Origin of the sequence: Nitrincola iocasae, from assembly GCF_008727795.1 — a bacterium.
GTDB lineage: Bacteria > Pseudomonadota > Gammaproteobacteria > Pseudomonadales > Balneatricaceae > Nitrincola > Nitrincola iocasae.
Genome location: NZ_CP044222.1, coordinates 2,132,251 through 2,152,996, shown reverse-complemented (window position 1 = coordinate 2,152,996; position 20,746 = coordinate 2,132,251). Strand labels below are relative to the sequence as shown.

2 protein-coding genes are annotated in these 20,746 nt (G+C 51.4%); both read left to right on the top strand.

The window, feature by feature from the left end; genetic code table 11:
* Positions 1-53 precede the first annotated feature (53 nt).
* Positions 54-18,626, top strand: coding sequence for a VCBS domain-containing protein (locus tag F5I99_RS09925; RefSeq protein ID WP_151055582.1), 18,573 nt, complete (start codon positions 54-56; stop codon positions 18,624-18,626).
* Positions 18,623-20,734, top strand: coding sequence for a ShlB/FhaC/HecB family hemolysin secretion/activation protein (locus F5I99_RS09920; protein WP_151055580.1), 2,112 nt, complete (start codon positions 18,623-18,625; stop codon positions 20,732-20,734). The genes F5I99_RS09925 and F5I99_RS09920 overlap by 4 nt, the downstream gene beginning before the upstream one ends.
* Positions 20,735-20,746: the final 12 nt, after the last annotated feature.

The following is a 20,746-nucleotide window of genomic DNA, read 5'->3' as shown; positions in this document are numbered from 1 at the left end:
TGTGGAAGGCAAAGTTGAGTATTAAAGCGAGCTAACTCGCTGGAGGATTACACATGGGAAGCGCAGCACGCTATCTGCACAATGCGGCTGGACAGTCCTGGAAGCATCGGGCCTTGCGGCAATGGCATGGCCTGATCAGGCGTTCGCTGGATACTCAGCGGGTCAATAGTCAGCGCCAGGCGACCACTGAGGTGGAACTGCTTGAGCAGCGCTTTATGCTTTCCGGTGATCTGTTGGTGATTCCACCCACTCCTCAGGATACGCAGGAATCTGTGATCAATCTGCAGCACCAGGCAGAAGCCGATATGCTGGCGGATTTTTCACTTGGCGGCGTACAGCAGCAAAGTTTGATTGATGAGCTGATCTTCATCGATACGGCTGTTGAACAGCCTGAATCTCTGATAGAGCAAGCGCTGGCACAGCGTGGTGATGGCCAGGCACGTGTTGAAGTGGTTTATCTGGATGCCGGTGCAGACGGTGTGCAGCAAATCAGCCAGTGGTTGTCGCAATATGCTGATTTACAGGCGATCCATATTATTTCTCATGGTGAAGCCGCCAGTGTGCAGTTGGGCAACACTACACTCGATACGACCTCACTGGATGCTTACGCAAAAGTACTCAATAGCTGGCAAACCGCTTTGGCCGAAGGTGCCGACCTGTTGTTTTATGGCTGCTCTGTGGCCGAGGGAGAGGCAGGTCAGGCTTTCGTTGAGCGTATTGCTGAACTCACTGGTGCGGATGTAGCGGCATCGGATGACATGACTGGTGCGGAGCAGTTGGGTGGTAATTGGATCTTCGAATACACCACCGGGGTAATCGAAACCCAGGCATTATTCAGTGCCGGCCATACGGTTTACGATGCCTTACTGGCTGATCTGACATTTACGGATGAATCAAAATCCGCCATATTGACTTCGCTGGAGAACTTGGACCAACTGGGTAACCAGGCACTCAATGATGCGTTATCTAATGCGGATATACCCGGGCTGAGTAACACCAGTATCCTGAGCCTGCTGGACTTAGGTGGTGCCAATTTTGATTTGCATGCAAATGCCAATAACTATTTTGCCAGTGGCGGCCCACACACCCTCTCTGGGCTGGTCAGCTATCTCAACAATAATAGCGCTTTATTGCTTATTGACGGTATAGAAGCCACGCTGACAGTCGATGCCAGCAATCCAGCTATGCCAATTTATGGCTTGCGTCTGACAGCGGATCTACAGCGTAACTCGACACACACAGTAACACTGAATCCAGCAGGCTATACACTCGATGCTATCACAGCTGATGCGGTCACTCGGCTGAAACTGGCACTCGAAGCCGGTATTCGCTTGAGTACGGACCCGAGTGTTGACCCCGAGGGTTTTATCCGCGCAGATAAGCTGCAACTCAGTACGCAGATGTCCGGTGAAGGTGATTTTAGCCTGAATTTGGGTGCCGCGTTTACCTTGCAGGATCCAGACAATCTGGATAACAGTCGCCAGATCACCAATAGCGAATATGCTGTTAGTCTGATTCAACGTCAGGTGATAGCTGAAGCTCAGGGGCGTTTTGCCTTAAGTGGTGCTACACAGCAGGCTGCATTTGGTGCTCAGGCCTATCTGGCGCTGCAGGGTATACTGAATGGCGACGCGCTGAGTTTCAATTTTTACCGTGATGCCAACCTAAGTGATGCAGCCATTCAGGCGCAACTGCAAACGTTGTTGGCGCACTGGGCGCAGTTGGCGGTACAGCTGGATCAGTTGCAAGCACTTTCTGTCGAGTTACCGCTGGTCGATCAGTCACTCCTGTCGCTGATGGTGACGGAAGATGGCCGCACTCTGGGTGATATTTTCCAGTTTGGTTACTATCTGCCGGGTGGCGGTTTTACCACTGTGTTGCAGCAATACCTCTCTCAGGGTGATGCCACCTACATGGGGTTGATGTTGGAGTTGCAGGATTACCTGCATGGCCGTGGGACTTATAGCAGTTTGCAGTCGCTGATTCCGGCCAATGCCAGTGATTCCCTGTTCAACGTGACGGGAGGGCTTAATACGGCGGGTAACGAACTCGCTTTAGGCCTGGAGTTGGCACTAAACCGTGAGTTTCTGGCACAGCTCAGCTTTGGTGATGCGCTTGCCAAGGTGGGTTTTGCCTGGGGTGATGGACAGGGAATAACCCTGAATGCTCTAATCGATTTCAAGTTTGATCACCGCATTACCACGTCTTCGGCCAGCTTTGACCTCAATGAACTTGCGTTACAGGTTAGTGCGCCTACTGGAACCTTCTATGCACCCGCTCTATTGGGTGCCTTGCCAGTCACTGCCAGTGGTGTGCTGACGTTTGACTCTGGACGAGTCACTGTGACAGCCGTTGATGACGTTGTGTCAGCTGATACCTCCACCGCTGAGGTCAATGCTGCTCTGAGTATGACCCTTTCAGGTGATCTGTTTGGGGTGCCTCTGGAAACCCTGGCCGGTGGTGTTCCTGGGGTTGAGATCAGTTTTAATAATGGTACGGCGACCTCTTGGACAGACATTGCCAACTATAACTCTGAGGCGACGCTGTCCCACTTTACTCAGTTGAGTGCATTGAGCAGTCTGGAACCCCAGCAGTTGATGGATATGCTGTCTGATGTTGTCCTGTACCTGGAGTCTTTGCGTGACTCTGGGGCTTTCGATGGTTTATTACCCTTCACCGGCGTGAACTTGGGGCAGGGGCTGGATTTCAGTCAGGGTCTGGCAGACTTATTTAATGAAGGTCTGCAGGCAACCCGTCAGGAAATACTTGCGGGTCAGGCGATATCACCACGTTTGACAGACAATCTGTCATTTGATTTACAGGTGCAAATGCCTGGGCAGTCAGAGCTGTCGGTATTGACCATTACACTGCTAGCCAGCGAAACCAGCAGCTTTACCCATATCAATCAACTCGCCAGCCTCATTGATCAGAAAATAGCGCAGGCCGCTAACGCTGTATTAGGCTGGCAACTGCTGGATAGTGATGTGCCGGTAACAGCGCTGGTACCGGTCGCAGCAGTCACTGAGCTGATCAAAGGCGGCCTGTTACAAGCAGGTCGCTATAGCAACGCTCAGCAGCAGGTCAGGTTGCACACCAGCGGGGGCGATTTCCGTATCCGTGTTGGGGATGGCAGTTGGTCTGCAGAGGTCTCCAGTTATAGCAGTGCGGCAGAATTGCAGCGTGTATTGGAGAATCTGCCGGAGATTGGCAAGGGTAATGTGCAGGTCACAGGGGAAGCACGTAACTGGCAGGTGACTTTTGTCGGTGCACTGTCGGGTCAGGAGGTTGCACCGCTGGAGGTAGAATTTGCCGCTAATGCGAAGGCTGGTGGCTTGCTGGAAGTGTCAGCACGTGAGCTGGATCGCGTGGATGGGCTCACCTACGGTCGCCTGGTGATCTCTCAAACACAGCCAGGTACGTTTGAGAAATTGAATATTGCACCATCTGTAGGGATTCAATTTAGCGAAGAACAGGCCGCAGCATTTGATGTCGATGAAGATACCCCGGTGCAACCAGCGGTGTATCAGTTGCAGTTGATTCATGCGGCCGGTGGTAGTTTCAGCGTTAATTTCAGTTATGACGGACAGTCATTTGAGACTGAGACGATCAGTCTGGAGGGCGAGGGAACCTGGAGCGATCGGATTGCATTGGCCTTGAATAAGGCGATTAACGATGCCTACCGTGATGATAATGCGGGGCATGTAGATCAGGAATATCTCACCGTAGAACTGGCTCCCTTGGGCACTACCAATGACGGTATCCAGTCATTCTATATTGCAGCGAATATTCTGGAGGTCAGCGCCGGTAAGACCTTGAGCGGCTTCTCGGCTGATATTACTGAGCTCCGCTCTCAACCCGGTGTGCAGGTGTTCGTGACTACCCTACAAGAGGGTCGCGTGGGTACCTCTGCGGAAGGGTGGTTGGATGAAGTTCAGCGTCTGACCTTGGCGAATGTTGCCGGTGGTAGTCTGCAGATGCTATTGAATCTGGCTGATGAAGCACTGGAATCAGATATCCTGAGTCTTACCACATCGGGTGAGTTGAAAACGGCCAATCAATTAGCGGCCGATCTTGCTTCCACGCTCTATCAGATGCTGATTAAGGTCTATGCCGACCTGGATCCCGCTGATATTCAGGTGTCAGTTGTCGCGGGTCAGGGCTATACCTTCGATATCCGTTTTACCGGTCAACTGTCCGGCCAGGATATAAATACCCTGTCAATCAATAAAACCAGCATAGTCTCAGCATCGGATTTTACCACCAGCTATGCCGATCTTACCTTGGCTGGTTTTCAAGCGGCAGGTGAGTCCATGCAGACTCATTCACAGCCGGGATTCACTGATTGGCACGTGTTGATGGACCGCTTCCAGCACGCAACCAACAGCCTGCTGAATAACACCCTGACAACTGAATTTGCCGAGTTCAGTGTCAACCCTCGTTTTGATCTGGCCAGCCAAACACTCTGGCTGGACCTGTTCGTCGGCTCAGGTATCCAGATTGATGCAGTTCAGTTGCTATTGGATGCTGAAGCGGGTGGACTAGAGGGGTTCAATGTCGATGCCTGGATGGATATTACTCACGAAACCTTTTTCAATGGATCATTGGGCTTTGACCTGAGTCAGCCACAGGCTATTTCACTCCTGGCTGTGGGACCTGTGGTGGGCTCTGTGACTGGAACTCAGGCTGATCCTGTGCTTAACAACCAAACGCTGTCGCTAGGATTTAATGTGGATGGACGCCAGTTTAATCTGGCTGACATACTGGCTGCTCAACCCACTGAAAATGGATTCGCCACGGCGGCTGATCAGCAGGTATCGGTAACTTCGCAGACTGATTATATTAACAGCAGCGTCAATGCGTTTATTCGTGTTAATGGCAGCGTGCTGGAAAACAGTGAAATCAGTGCCTTAGGCCGTGCGCCCGGCCTGGCGCTAAAGGTTGGTAGTGATGAGTATGTTAGTGTCATTAATGGGCTGGATGCTGGAGCAACCATTGAGGTCGTTATCCAGATCAATGGTGTTGAGCGGTCGTTATTAGTTGATTCGACTATCACTGCCAATGCTCTCAGAGACAGCATCAATAGTGCCTTTAATAGTGCATTTGGCGCCACCCTGAACGGTGATCGGCTGGTGTCCATTCTGAATGCGGAGTTGGCTGCAATTCCCGGCACTGGACCTCTGGCTGGCTATGATAATCTGGCTGGCGCACTGTATTTCGAGTTGACTGCAGAAGGGCAGTTGCAACTTCGCACCTTTGCCGCGGTTAACCAGATTATTCTGACACAGCCGAATACGGCGGAGGGTGTTGTTGGACTGGAGGCTCTAGGAATCCAAATGGGTGTTGAGAACGCCATCCGACCCGCACCTGATTCTAACTATACACTCCCGTCTGATGGACGACTGACAGAAGATGCTGTATTCCAGCTGCGCCTCGATAATGCCATAGCTATTGATATTACCCTTCCAGCTTCACTGACGGTTGATAACACTTCGTTGGCAGATCTGATGGCGGATATTCAGCAGGTACTGAATTCAATTGATATTTCGTCACATGCTTATCTGGGTACGCTAGACGGCGGGTTGGGCTATACCCACCTGGGTCAGTTGATCCGCGCAAATTTGCTTTCCACTGAAATCGATACCGGGCTGGACCTCAGCTTTGGTAACGAAGCAGATGCTGATCAGGATATAGAACATAGCTATTACCTGGAACTGCAGGTTCTTGGCAATAACATTGCGCGTGCCCAGATTGAGATGGCGGATGAGGGCAATATTGGTAACCGTGAACTCGGTCTGACGGCCAGACAGTCGGTGAAAACAGCCGCTGTTTCGATGCAAATGCAAAATGCCATGATCGGTGGCCAGTTCAGTGCCGCAATGCAGGCCGGTGGTTCGGCTTCGGGTCAGCAAGGGTTGCTGGAGCTGCTTTTTGGCGATATCCAGATTGCCGATGGCGCCTATCAGGGCGCGTTTGAGTATTATCTGGTCGATACACTCAACAGCAACGATACCAGCCTGGATTTTAATGCCGCCCTCGACAGCGTGCTGGTACAGGGGGCTCAGCTGGGTTTGACGGCAGACACCCCGGTTCGTGATCAAGCTACGTTACTTTTTACTCCGTTCAATCAGCAGGGGCAGACGGTCCGTGACGTTGGTCTGACGATCAGTTTCGATGCTTTCACGCTGGATGATCAGGCCTATGAAGCCTTGGATTTAGCTGTTGTACTACGCCAACTGGCAACACAGAATAACACCTCGGTTGCTGATTTGGCGGCCGATCTGAATGACGCTATTCATGTAGCGCTGAGTGCACATTTTGAAGGGGTGACAAACCCTTTTGATGGTCATGTATTTGTGGTCGTTGATGACACGGGTCGCTTTGAAAAATTGCGTTTTGTGACCTTTGCACATGGTGAGGGTGCGACCCGAGTTGAACAACAAAAAGTTCAGATGACACTGCGCAATCGGTTATTGCTGGATGAGTACAGTGCGGAGGGCTTGGTCTGGTCGGAGTCGACGCAGGCGGCAATCACTCTGGACGCAATTCAGGTACGTTTGCCTAACGGGTTTACGGATCAGCTAGGTAATATACTGAGCAGTCCTGATGTTATCGGGTCATTGGTACTGAATTTAGATAACACTGCGGCTGTTTTGAGTCAGCAGGATACTCAGGCCGATATGAGTGGCAGTCTGCCTGATTTTGGACTCTATCAAGGCCTGGCTGTGCAGAATTGGGAAGGGATGCTGGATGATCTGACACAACTGGCCTCCTTGTTGGGTAATCTGGCAAACATGGGCGAATTGAGCTTGTTTGGTCAGAAATTACAGGTACTGAACAAGTCATTGCATGAGTTACTTAATCTTCAGAGTCACTTCAATCAGGTTTATGACGAGCTGAGTCAGATAGATCAGGCCAATTTTCGTTCGTTACAGACTCAGCTGGAGTCAGCCTTTGGCCTGGAAGCCAATACGATTGACTACTACTTGAATACAGACCGCCAAGCGCTGGTAATCAATATCCCCTTTACGCTGGCGTTTGAATCACTGGAGCAGTTCAATCTGCTGCTGGCGGACGCACGTCTCATACAGATGTTTTCGACTGCAGACCAAGCCTTATTAAAAGAGCTGCTCGGTCCGACGTTGAGTATTACCGATGCGAATCAGGAAAGCCTGCTGCGCTTGTTCCGTGAGGTAACCTTCAATCTGGAACTGGGGTTGGATCTGGCGCGGGAAGATGAGGGGCAGCCTAATTCTAATCTTGGGCGCTTGTTCCTGTTTAATGCGCGAGACCAGGGCGGAACGTCGATGCAGTTCCGTCTATTTAATGATACCGAACAGACGTTAAATTTCGCCTCACCCGTTACGTTATATGAATTGCAGGTTGATGGCGGCAAAGTCGAGTTGGACCTGGAGGGTGGCTATCAGCTAAACAGCGATGGTGGTCGTCTCTATCTGGGTGAGTATGCTGCTCATGTCGTCGCATCCATGTTACCCGTGCAGGTACAAGCTTCGGATGAAAATGGTCAGCCCCTGTTTGAAGACGATGGCACGACACCGGTGATGGTAAGTTCAGCCAATACGGATGCTACTAATGCCGTCAATGCGATCAAGCAAGGAGCCTTCGATCTGTCATTGACCGGCGATATTGAAGCCAGTTTACCCCTGAGTATCGTGGTTTCCGATCATTTGGCCGATCTTACCGCTGAAGAGTTACCGATATTTGTCAATCCTATGCCTATAGGCACGGCAGAAATTGCCATTCGGGATTTGAATAAACTGCTGAGTAAAATGTTGGAAGACAGTCTCAATTTAAACACCCAGGTGGCAGAAGCGGCCAGGCCACCACTGGTGAGCAGTGGTAGTGGTGATTTGAACCAAGAGGGTGTGCCAGGAGACAACCAGGACGAGTCCGGCTTACCGGGAGTGGATCTGACTCCGGATAACCCGCTGACCGGAGGGGAAGGTGAATATACCCAGCCCAGTGAGGGTATCCAGGTGCCGGTCTTTTCTGCACCAGAGGTACAGCCAGACAGTAACGGGTTTGATCTGAGTCTGATACTGCCTAACCTCGGTGGATGGCAGGAGACCTTCCTTCAGGTGCTACAGAATGCCGGTCTGGGTGAAGATTTTTGTGATCCAGATGGTGTCAGACTGAAAAGTGCCCCCTTACTTTTCTTGTTGAGTGATCCGGCTTTCGTGGTGGAAACGCTAGATACGGTATTGAGTGCTTTCCAGAGTGTGATCGACACTCTGACATCCGGTGTGGTTGGGCCAATCATCGGTGCTGAAGCCTTGCAGGAAATGACCCAGTTTGTTGCCGGTCTTCGCGAAGGCTTTGTCAGCAGTTTAACTAATGCGTTGAACTCGGTAATTTTCAATTATGGCAGTCTCGATAATGGACTGCGCATGGTGCTCTTTGATCTGCTCTACCATCCTGATAATCCGTATCTGAGCTTCCTGCGCGACTACAATGGCGACGGCATCATTACGCCAGATGATATTGTGCTGGAATACGTAGCTCAGGATGCCGACCAGTACACCTTTGTGAATATCCCTGAGCTGACAACGCTACTTGAAGCTGAGCAGCTTTGGGCAATTCGTAACCTGACTGAGGGTGGACAGCGTACCGGGTGGGTGGCATCAGGTGAGCGATTACAGCAAGCCGATGCTGATGGAAATCTGGTATTCCGCGACGCTACCGGTAACGCTTATATTCGCATGCCTCAGTTGGATGAGATGGACCAGCAGCGCGAGGATGAAGACGGTAATTTGCTGTTTGAATACTATGCCGCTGTACGCGTCAATGTAGCTGCCGAAGGTGAAACACCCGTCTACGAAATACAGCCGGTGGTGGGAGCCGAAGCGGTTGAACTGGATGCTGATAAGCTCAAACCTTGTTATCTGGGAATTGCTGGCCAGGTGATTGTTGATCTGACTTATCAGGATCTGTTTGGCGGATTCTGGTATCGCGAGAATATGTCCGGTGACCCAGACTTCCTTACCGATGATCAGGCCGAAGCGATAGATGCCTTTCTGGCATCAGATACGTTTCTGAGTCAGTTTCCTGGCTGGGACGGTGAGTTGACGGCTGATGTCATTGAGGTGATCCGTGAAGAGTTCATTAATGACTCTGATCTGCGTGAGCTGAAATTTGTCAGCTACTCAGACGAGCAGGTGAACGCCTCCAAACAACTGGTGTTTGCGCAGAGCAGCTCTGTCCAGTTCCGCATGAACTTGGGTCAAACCATCGAGTTACCCGATGCGTCAGTGGCCTTTGATGTCGGCGTGCCTGGCCTGAACCTGGAGATAGACGGCGGATTGGCTGTTAATCTGGACTGGGATTTTTTCCTTGGGTTTGGTCTGGATGTCAATCAGGGTTTTTATCTGGTGGCGAATATGCCTGGCCATGCAGGTATCGGTCAGGTAACTGAATTTGCTGAAGACAGTCAGGCGTTGTATGGCAAAGCCTGGGTTGCTACCGGTTTTGCCGATGCAGGTATTTTGCGTGATTCAGCCGGTTTTCCTGTGGATGCCGATGGTAACCGCATTCTCAACGATGAGGGCTATCCTCTCACGGTTGAGGAGGAGGCCCTCTATGCAGATCAACTCGTGTCGATGGATGAGGCTATCAGCAATCTCTGGTCGTTGGAAGATGGCGTTGAAGTATCTGAGATACAGTTCCAGATTAGTGCTTTTCTGGCGCCTTCACCAAATGAGACCAATTTTTATGAGCAGCGTGTAGTCGAAGAATATTTCAATCTTGAAACCAAGCAAATAGAAAAACGTTTCGTCAAGAATGGTAACCAGTATGTGTATGAAGTGGTCTACACCGACCAGCCCAAACTGGATGCTGAAGGCAATACACTCTATGAGCTGGCCTGGGAATATGAAACCGAGGTGGTGGATGGTCGTGAACAGATAAAATACGAAGCCTTGCTCAGTGCAGCCGGTCATTTTGTCTACCGTCGTCAGACTGGAAATGGGCAATACGAGTATAAAGAAGAAAACAGCCGTCTTACCAATACCGGTGGCTGGGAGCTGATGCTGCAAACGGACCGCTTCGGTGATCCGATTCCGATCTATACACTGGATGGCAATGGCCAGCGAATCGCCGTGATGGTGGATGGCGAACAGGCGCTAATGACCGATCGTTTCGGTCGCTATGTGCCTCAATATAAAGAATTGCGTGCACCGGCGAGCCTGCAAGCCGAATTGCTGTTTATGAATGGTACCATCACGGATAATTACTCAGGCTGGATTAAAGATAATGAAGGTCGAGTCTGGGGTGATCGTGAAGCCTGGCAGGATGACACCTTTGGTACCATCTGGTACGACGATCAGTCCGACTTTGATGCCTGGGGCGTCAGCGATACGCTGTTTGATGGCAAGACCGGCTATGAAGGCTCCAGAACCCAGTTCCTGGCCAGATTTGAGATAGATCTGACCGATAATGCATCGCTTGGTTTCAGCTCAGGAGATACCTTGGGATTGGATGAAGGTGTGGCTGGGGAGGTGGACGACATACTCGATGGTACCTTTGGTGGCAGCGATGGTCGTCTGACATACAATGTGTTGGCCACCAATGACCTGGGTGATCTGTTTGAGACACATTGGGAAGCCTATGCACAGATTAACCTGCAGATGCAGCTTGGTGTGGGCTTTGGTGATGCCATTCAACCGGACCTGTTGCCGGCCATCGAGGGTAACTTCCAGCTTACCTGGTCAGCGGAGAAAGAAGACCCAGACCAGCCGGAATGGCAGCAGTGGATGGACCGTTTTGAGGAATTGACCTCCAGCGACTACTATTCCCTGTTTGCCGATCAGCCGGGTGTCTGGATGACTGATATCGCGTTGGATATGGGGACTTTTTTCTCCAACTTCCTGGAGCCAGTGATCGATGTTATTTCAGTGGTTACAGATCCGTTTGCACCAGTTATTGAGCAATTAACCAAACCGATACCGGGCATTTCCGATCTGATGCGCAAGAACTACTCGCTGGTGGATATGGCGGTAGACTTTTCCAAGATTAGTGGTGGCAATGCCAAAATTGATTTTATCGTCTCTCTGATCAGTCTGTTTGACACCATCAACAGCCTCAAGGCCGTGATCGATGCCGGTGGTTCGACAGTCAAACTGCCGGTGTTTGATGTGCTGTTACTGGCAGGCAATAGTCATTCAGAGTTTGCCCTGGATAATGCCCTCAATTATATCGGTGGTGTAGCGGATTTCAGTGCCGTTGCCAAAGCGATTCCTGGCGAAACCACCATTTCGCTGGATCAAGGCATGAATGACTTCTTTGCTGCGCTGGAAAAACCTGCCAATGCGCTGCAGTTCCCGATTATCGATAATCCGGCTGATGCCGTACTGGGTCTGTTGTTTGGTAAACCGGTTGACTTGGTGACTTATACTCCGGCTAATTTGGAAGTCGGTGTTGGCTTTCGCAAAAGCTTCCCTGTCTATCCGCCGCTGTTTGTCGGTGTAGGGGGGGAGATCAAACTGGAGGCTTTTATTACGCTGGGATTCGATACCTATGGTGTGATCAAGTTCCTTGACAGCAAGAATGTCGTGGATGTCATGGATGGATTCTACATCAGTGACAATATTGACTCCCGAGGGGTAGACCAGCCAGAAGTGATGCTGTCTGCACAACTGGTTGCCTTTGCCGAATTGAATGCAGTAGTCGCACGCGGTGGTGTGGAAGGAGGAATTCGTTTTGAAGGTACGCTGGATCTTTGCGATCCGGACCAGGATGGTAAGGTACGCGGTTCAGAAATCTACGCAATACTGGATAAAAATCCTGCCGCACTGGTTAGCTTAGATATGCGTGCCACCGCCTTTATTCGCGCTTACCTGGACGTTTTAGCACTGATCAAGTACGTCCGTGTGTGGGAATATACCTTCATGGACGTGACACTGTTTGAGTGGTCACTGGATCTTTGTAATCAGGATCCTGTGCTCGCTTCCATGGACGGTAGTGTGCTGGTATTAAATACCGGCTCCGGTTTTGCAGGTGTCGATGGTTATCCGAAAATCAGTTTCGATGCTTCAGACCGCCTGCGTAAGAGCACTGAAGATGGTGATGAACATTACACCTTGAACCTGTCTGGTAGCAATATCGAAATAGTAGCGGTATTGCCTAATGGGCAGGAGTATACCCAGACCTATCGTCGCTCTACGGCGGTGCATGGTTTCAGTGGAGCTGGTACTGACGTGTTTGATGCGCGCGGTCTTGGCAATATCCCAGTCTATTTTGTCGCGGGTAGTGGTGATAACACCTTCTATGCCAGCAACGCCGCCAGCGGTAATGTGCTGATTGGTGGTACCCAGGGTATTGCGCGTCTTTACGGCGGCAGTGGTGAGGATATGCTCATTGCTCGAGGTGGGCAAACCGTCATGGAAGGTAAGGCCGGGGATGATACCTATCGTTTCCTCAACGAGTGGGGCCGCGTCACTATCAGTGACAATCAAGGCCGTAATATTCTTGATTTCAGTGCTCAGAAACGCAGTGTGACCTTTGATGATGCGGCGTTGAATGCTGTGCAAGGGCGCAATGTTGTGCAATGGCAGGCAAACACCCAGATTCATCTGGTTAAAGGTGGTCAGGCCAATGATTGGCTGAACTTCGCCGGTGATGCCCAGAACCTGATGATTACCTTGACCGGATTAAATGCCGGTTGGGTAACCAGCTCTACCAGTGGCATGGGGCAGTTCAATTTACCGGCCAATGGCACTCAGCAAGGTGCTGCTGAAACGTCTGGACAAGGCTTTACCTTTGTCGGTTTCGAAAATGTACTCGGCGGTAAAGGCAGCGACGTATTTCGAGTTCAGGCTGGGGCATCGGTTACCGGCAGTTTACGTGGTGATACCGGCATGGATAACGTCAATGCCCGTAACACGATCGACTTCTCAGAGTTTACCCAAGGCGTTCAAGTTGATCAGACCGGCACCAGCCGTTTTTCTGGCACTGGCAATATCAGTGTACGCGGATTCCACAATATGTTTGGTGGTGCTGGCAATGATGTACTGATCGGCAATAGTTACAACAATCTGATTGTCGGCAAGGGTGGCAGTGATAACCTCAGTGCCATTGGCGGACATAATCTACTGATCGCTGATAGCTTTCGGACTTACCGCAATGGCGATAGCAGCGTGTCAGCTACTCAAGTGGGTGACTATACCAGCCTGCAACAGGCTGGGCTCGCTGGCGGTCATGGTAATGATGGCCGGATGTGGTTGTGGAAAGACAAAACCCTGGAGTCCATCGGTCTGGGCAATGGCAGCCAGGTGCTGCGAGGTGCCGGAGGCAATGACATATTGATGGGGTCCTTGGGAAGTGATCGAATCCTTTCCGGTGAAGGTAACAATACCATTATGGCCGACCTTGGCCTGATGCGGATAGATTTCAATTATAACCTGCCGCTTTATATGGAAAGCTTCGGGGCTGCAGGTGGCGGCAATGACAGTATTGTCCTCGGCGGAGGTAACAATATTGTCATAGCCGGGAATGGCAGCGACAGTATTACTGCAGCCGACCGTGCGGATAGCCTGAATATTATCTTGGGTGATAATGGTCACATTGCTTTCAAAACTGACCAGCGCACCTTTGCTGTGAATGCGCAGGGCTTGCGTATGCTGGACTATATTGAAGCGCCCGTGAATGAGATGGGTGGTGCGGGTGGTAACAATCTGATCCAGATGGATAGTGGCTCGGCGATCATTTTCGGCGGAGCCAGCAATGATGTCATCAGTATGGCGGCATCCAGCTCTACGGCCCAGAATGTGCGTTTTATTGCCGGTGATCATGCCCGCATCGAAACGGATGGCAATGGCGGCGTGGTGCTGTTCAAAACGTTAGATATCGAAAACAGCAGCGGTGGTGATGACTTCATCCGTATTGGTGATGGCGCTGATTCAGCACTGCGTCATCTAGGCAGTAATTTTATCCTCGGCGGCATGGGCTCAGACACGATTCTTATCTCGGCACATTATGATGAAAATGGTCAGCTGATTCGTGGCAAGGCCCAGAGTGAAGATATTATCCTTGGTGATAATGGTGAAATTCGCTGGACAGTGTCCGGTAATGGTAAACCTAATCTATTGCAGAGCGTTCGTACCCTTGAAGATGACAAGGGGGGCGATGATGTCATCATAACTGGCAATGCGGGTAAGGTGATTTTGGGTGGTTTTGGCTCTGATGAGATCGCTGCACTGGACGGTATCAATATTGTCTTCGGTGACAATGCTGAACTGCAATATGACGCGGTTGCTGTCAATGGCGTGCTACGTCTGGCGCAGTCGAAAAATGAAGTGCTGGGCGGTAACGACACCATTGTGCTGGGTGAGGGTTATAAGCTGGTTAGCGGTAGTATCGGTGATGATGTGATTTCAATCGATGTGCAAGGGACCCCAGAAGCCTTTGGTGTGGAATGGGATACCGATGGTGGATTCCTCGCTGGTGTAACGGGGATCTCCGCCGTTATTGCCGGATTTGGCGGGGTGTTGACGGTACCCGCTCAGGAAGCACGGGGCCGAACCGGTCGCTATATCGCCGGTGATAACCTGCGAGCCACCTTTGATCAGCGTGGCGGTTTAACTAACCTGGCGACAACCGACCAGATCGCAGCGACCGGTGGTGATGATCAAATCACCGTCGGTCGACAGAATACCAGTGCTTATTTGGGCTTAAACGTGGTGCTCGGTGGTATGGGCGGAGATCAGATACTGGTGCAGTCAGGCAGTATGGCTGAGAACGTTATCTTTGGTGATAACGGTCAATATGATCGTCAGGCACTCAGCTATCAGATGTTGTCACTTATCAGTAGCGTTCCCAACTCCGGTGGCAGTGACACAATACAGGTAGGATCTGGCGATAACATTCTGATCGGCGGCTTTGGCAATGATACTCTGCGCCTAGACTCTGATGATCAACATGCCTTGGTTGCGGCGCATTTCAACCGCAGCATTGTGCTGGGCGATTCAGGTGAAGTTGTCTATTCCGGTGGTGCACTGCAGCGCATCGAAAGCCTGGGACACAATGCTGGGGGTAGTGATAGCGTTACCATCGGCGATGGTGACGTTACCTTCGTTGGGGGCTTTGGCGGTGATACGCTGAATATTAACTCTAACCGCTCGGCCTTCCGAATCCTGGCAGGCGATAATGCACGAATGATCTTTGCACCAGTTCAGGATATTCGTGAACAGGCCGCCAGCCTGACGCGTATCATCACGCTGGACCAGGTGTCGGCAACCGGTGGTAATGATGTGATGAATATCGGTGTTCCTGGTGCATCTACGGGCGATATGGGTGAGGTCATTGCTCTGGGTGGTGTTGGTTCCGATGCGATCAGCGTATCCGGTGAGCGCGCACGTGTTACTCTGCTAGGTGACAATGGTGAAGTGCAGCGTATGGCTGGACATCAAGGGCATCGATTGCTGGTCAGCAGTCTGGATTCAACCCTCGGAGCGGGCGGTACCCTGCACACAGTGGCCGGTGACTACGTCATTATCGGCGGTTCTGGTGGTGACAATATTCGTGCTGGTAAAGGCACGGGTGTTGTTCTTGGAGACCATGGCCGCATCAACTACTCGTCTGAGGGCTATCTGAGTTCTCTGACCAGCCTGTCGATTGCGCAGGGCGGTAATGACACTATCGAACTCGGCGTGGGCAGTGGTAGCGATGGCAATAAGTATGTCATGGGCGGCGTCGGATCTGACAGTATTTTCCTGAGTTCAAATCGTGGCTCGGCGGCTGAGCCGACTGAACGCGCCGTCGCCGGTGATAATGCCAGTATGGCCTTTGATGCGTTAGGACGGCTGACCAGTTTCACCACGCTTGACAGTGAGTTGGCAACTGGCGGCAATGATCAGATTAACCTGAGTATATCCGGTGATCGCGAAGGCGAGGCCATCACCGACTATAACGTTGTGGCCGGTGGCATGGGTGATGACGATATCAATATACAAGGGTCAACCCGCAGTAATGACGTGATTTCTGGTGATAACCTGGATTACCGCCGTAGCATCGGTGTTAGCGGTGAACGTCAACACCTGTTTGCCGGCGTGCTGGTGCCGACCTCCGGAGGCAATGACACTATCCGTGTCGGTGCCGGTGACAAGATACTGTTCGGGGGGCAGGGAAATGATCGTATGACAGCCAACACAGAAGCTGGCGATCGCACCTTGATGTTCGGTGATGCAGGTAATGCGGTCTTTAACAGCAACGGCAACGGCGAGTTGATCCAGCTACTCTCAACTGCAACACAGATGGGTGGTCAGGATAACCTGTCAGTAACTGGCGGCGAGCTGTTTTTGTTTGCCGGGCTAGGTGGTGACACAGTGACAGTGGCCGGAGATGATGAGGCCACACGTATCATTAGCGGTGCCAGTGCTCAGGTGAATTTCGATCAGGGAACGGCTGTACTACTGCAAAGTGCCGGGCCAGATCAGGTTGATGCGGGCAGCGCCGACACCCATTTCATTCTGCCCAACTCGGGTACCAATTTTGTTATTGGGGGGCCTGGTTTCGATACTCTGACGGGCAGTCAGGGTGATCAGCATCGACTTTTGCCTGGTAGTGGTTCGATCAACCTGCTGACTAAAGTAGTGAGTGTGGTGGTGTTGGGTGATGAAGGTGAGCTAGGTTTTACTTTAGATGATGAGTATGCCACTGGGCTACCTGATGAGAATGGCGTTTATTTGAAACGTCCAGGACGTGATTTTGTCCGCGCTACTCCGGTGGTTGACCCGGATGATCCAGATCCTACTGACCCGGATGACCCTACTGACTTCACCTATTTTGGTGTGGGCAGTGTGACCGAGGATATAGCTAACGAAATTTCCGGACGGATTGCCTATCCTGCACTGGAAGGTGGTTTTGCCACCTTTGACACCCAGCAGAACAGTCAGTCTGGGCTGTATGGCTATCTCACTGTGTTAGAGAACGGTGCATGGCAATACAATCTGGCACATGATGCGCAAGGATTAAATGCTGACTTGAATGCTCGGGTACAGGCGTTGACTGATGGTGATCAGCGTACTGAGTATTTCACCGTAACGACCACCGATGGTAGTACTACCACGGTCATCATCACAGTGAATGGCCGTACAGATACCCCGGCAGATGTGAGTGCCCAGATACAGGAAGATGCTGAGCAGCTGAGTATTTCTGGTCAGGTAGTCGATACAAATGACTCGCAACAGCGCACGCTGTTCCAGCCGTTTGAGTCCGAGGGAACTTTTGGTGTTCTAGTACTTCACGCCGATGGACGCTGGGAGTACCAGTTGGATAATGACAAAGCCCAGTTGCTGCGGGACGGTGATTTGGCTGTGGATCTGTTCCTGGTGCAAACTCTGGATGGAGCCACCAGCCAAATTGCCATCACTGTTGAAGGTGTCAATGATGCGGCTGAAATTCAAGGCAGTTCGACTGCTGCACTGGTAGAAGACGCAACGGATGCGGAGCGGGTATTACGAGTCGAGGGACAGTTACGTGTTGCGGAAGTGGATGCTGGCGAAAATCGCTTTGATCTGCAGCGAATCGAGGCGGCTCAGGGTGTGTTTGGAGAGTTGCAACTCAGTGCCGAGGGTGACTGGGTATACACTGTGCGCAATGGTGATATTCAGTATCTACGTGCAGGTGAAACGCTGATTGAAAGCTTCACTGTCTATTCATTAGATGGTACGGCATCAGAAGAGATACAGATTACCTTGACCGGTGTGAATAACTCCGCTCAGGTTTCCGGTCAGTTGAGTGGCCTGGTAGTTGAAAATCAGCAACTCAGTGCGTCTGGCAGTCTGAATGTTGTGGATGCAGATCTCAATCAGTCGGCTTTCCCGGCAGACATTCATCAAAGTGTTTATGGTCAGTTGCAGATTAATGCTCAAGGTCAGTGGTTCTATCAATTGCAGGCCGATAGTCTGCCGTTGCGCGACTTGAACCGTGATCAGGTGGTTTATGATCGTTTCACTCTCAATACGCTGGATGGCACCGCTTTTATTGTCGAAATACGAATCACTGGTGAAACAGGTGTGCGTGAAGCCGGGCAGGACAGTGATGCGCTGAACTCGCCGAGTGTCATTGACTGGAATAATCAACTTCCTTCTACCTCGGCTATCACATCCTCTAACTACAGCCTTGATACTGACCAGGAAACGAATGACAGTGCGGGTGTGCAAAAGGTTCGGGTCAGTGTACAGACACTAGGGCAACAAGGCTTTATGCAGCTCAGAGCCCCGGCACCGCCGATAACAGGGGTGCAGTTGCGTACCTATCTTTCTAAAGGGCTACTTGAGCAGGGACTGCAGATGAAAACGCAGCCTCCGGCAGATATAAGCTCCGATGAGCCCGCTGATAATGAAGAACAGGATGCTGTCGAGCAAGAAGATCAGAATCAGACCTTCACAGACCCAGGTTTATCCGTCACTGGCGAATCCATCGATAACCCTACCGCAGCAGATGGACCTGATCCAGAAGGGTCAAATGTCGATACGACTGAAGGAACTGAAGAAACTGAAGAAGTAGAAGAGATAAATGAAGACGCGGCCAGCCTGCAGGTGCTTCAGACTCTGGCACAGACTGCCGCGTTAACAACCCGTCCCGGACGTATTCTCTGGGGTTGGAACGGATGAAATCAGACACAATGAACCGAGTATTTTCCATGCAGTTCAGCAAAACACCACGTCAGAACACTACTGGGTATCTGACCCGGGCCATCAGAATGACCCTGATCGGCATGGTATGTGTGCCCACATATACCGCTGTGCAGGCCAGTGATGTCAATAATCAGGTTACCAGTGTGTTCTATGATCCGGATACGGCGGCCGATCAGCTGCAGCCCAATCGTGGGGATATGCGTATTCCCCAGCGCATGCAAGGCCGAGTGGTGGTTCGTGCACCACGTGCGATTCAAATAGATCCGGTGTTAACCGCTCCGGTTGAAAACCTGGAGCAGCGTCGTTTTTCACTGGATGCTGTCCGCATGATTGACTCGCGCTTATTTGATGAGCAGGAGTTGATGGAGGTGATGACTCCCTGGACTGAACGTCAGTTGTCTTTCGCTGAGTTTCAGTTGGCGGCGCTGACGCTGCTGGAGCACTTGCGTGAACATGGCCATCCTGATGCTGTACTGCGTTTCTCTCAGCTGCAATTCCTTGAAAATCAGCAGGTGGCTGTAGCCATTGAAGGCCTGACACCGACAGATAGCTATCAGGATGGCTCCCCGCGTATCCAGGTAGCCGGGTTTGAGGTGCAGGGTGTGACATTGCTCGATGATGCTGTGGTTCAGTCTCACCTTTCACCCTGGACAGGGCGCGCACTTAGCGTTGATGAATTGAGTGAAGCGGTTGAATCGGTTGCTCAATTGCTGCGTGATCAGGGTTATGCGCTGGCACAGGCCTGGTTGCCGCCGCAGGAGATTACTGATGGCCTGGTTAAAATTGAAGTTCTGGAAGGACTCGTAGACGGCGAGTCCGGGAATCAAGGTATAACAGTAGCCGATACCCAGCGTATTAAGTCTGAGGTGATTGCGGGTTATCTGGCGGAAGGTGTTGTTGCGGATCAGCCACTTAATATCAATGCACTTGAGCGTCAGGTACGCCTGCTGAACGAAATGCCAGGTATTCGCAGTGTTCAGACAGACCTGGCTCCAGGATCAGTAGCCGGTACCACGCAGGTCATCGCTGAGGTGGAAGAAGATGCTCTCCTGTCCACTGCTGTCACACTGGATAATTATGGTAGCAAATTCTCCGGTGAAGAGCGCCTGGGCTTAAATCTGAACCTGAACAGTCCGATGGGTTATGGCGAACAGTTTTTTGTCAATTATACCGGCTCTGATGGAACTAACAGCTACAAGATGGGTGTGCATGCCCCTGTAGGTTATTCAGGCCTGCGCATCGGAGCATCCTATGCGGCAATGGATGTTGAACTGAAAGAGGGCAGTATTGCTCCGCTTAATCAGAGCAGTGATTCGGAGTCTTTCTCCGTGTTTGCCAACTATCCACTGGCGCGTGGTGCGGCGCGCAATATCGATCTATTTGCCAGCCTGGATTTCAAAAGCTACCAAAACAACTATCCGGATTTCGGTTTTTTTGATAATCAGCGTGACATCAGCAGTGTGACCGTCGGCGCCAGCGGTAATCAGATAGACCGTTATCAAGGCCGCACCGGTTGGGGTGTTTCGTTGACTCAGGGCGACCTGGCTCTGAAGGGTAGTGGTGATTCAAGCACCGTAGGCAGTTTTACCAAGGGTAATTTCAATGTTTCCAGATTGCAGGCCTTGCCAGCTGAGCAATGGTTTGTCTATGCCAGCCTAAGTGGACAACTTGCCAGTGGCAATCTTGACAGCGCCGAAAAGTTTCAGCTGGGTGGACCGATGGGTGTACGCGCTTGGCCAGTGGGAGAGGCAATTGGTGATCATGGCTGGTTGGCAAATCTGGAGCTGCGCCGCAATTTGGGTAGTCGTGGTGATGCCAATTTTGAAGCTTTTGGCTTTTATGATATCGGTGGGGTAACTCAGTATGCCAGCTCAGATGATGCTCCGGCCTATTCAGGACCCAACACCTATGAGCTTGGCGGCTATGGTGTCGGATTAAGCATGACTTACAGCGAAACAGGCAATGTGCGTCTGGTGTATGCGCAGAAAGACCGTAGCAATCCCAACCCCACAGCCAGTGGCACAGACAGTGATGGCACTGATCAGTCAGGACGTATCTGGCTGATCGGTACCCTGTTATTCTGATAGAGGCACAGA

Bases quoted from the DNA above. Each gene is read 5' to 3' on its own strand.
- F5I99_RS09925 (WP_151055582.1), top strand. From the start codon at position 54: ATGGGAAGCGCAGCACGCTATCTGCACAATGCGGCTGGACAGTCCTGG.
- F5I99_RS09920 (WP_151055580.1), top strand. From the start codon at position 18,623: ATGAAATCAGACACAATGAACCGAGTATTTTCCATGCAGTTCAGCAAA.